General features: G+C 70.6%; 1 protein-coding gene. It reads left to right on the forward strand.

All coding sequences use genetic code 11. The annotated features are described in order from the left end of the window. Nucleotides 1-717, forward strand: a 717-nt coding sequence (locus ETD96_RS44175; RefSeq protein ID WP_138642403.1) for a DUF222 domain-containing protein, incomplete at both ends; no start/stop codon positions are given.

Genomic DNA, 717 nt, shown 5'->3' on the forward strand with positions numbered 1-717 from the left:
CTCCCGCCCCGCCCCCGAATCAGCAGCGGCGTGCCTGGAACTCACCAAAACCCTCGCCACCGCCACCGACCTGCAGGAAGCCGCCCTCGCCGGGTTCATCGGCGTGGTGGACGGCACCCGGGAAGTGCAGCGGTGGGGATACCCCTCCACCCGATCGTGGCTGCGGTCCCGGCTGGGCATGCGCGAGTCCCGCGCCAAGGAACGCCTCACCCTGGCCCGCCAGCGCCACCGCGTCCCCGAGATGACCGAGCGCTGGACAACAGGTGACCTGTCGGCCGGATATGCCGCCACCATCGCCGACGCCATCACCCGACTCGACGACGATGACTGCCCCGCGGCCGAGAGCATCCTGCTGGGCATGGTCGACCAGGGCTTCTCCGCCGGGAAAGTCGCCAGCTTCGGTAAGCGGATCCGCGATGTCATCGCCGAACGCGACGGCACCGAACAGGCCCCCGAAGACGTGGCGCGCGGCTACGAGCGGTCCTGGATCGACTCGACCCGCTCACTGGACGGTGGCCGCTACATCAAGGGCTGGCTGAACGCCGAAGACGCCGCCATCTGGGACGGCACCCTCGGGCCGCTGGCCAAGCCCGCCGGAACCGACGACCATCGCGACCTCTCCGAGCGGACGGCCGCCGCACTCACCACGGTGCTGTCGGGCGGGCACAAGGCCACCAAGGTCACCGTCATCTGCGACCTGGACACCCTCACCGGCGG

The sequence above is a fragment of the Actinomadura geliboluensis genome, from assembly GCF_005889745.1.
In the GTDB taxonomy this organism is placed as follows: Bacteria; Actinomycetota; Actinomycetes; order Streptosporangiales; family Streptosporangiaceae; genus Spirillospora; species Spirillospora geliboluensis.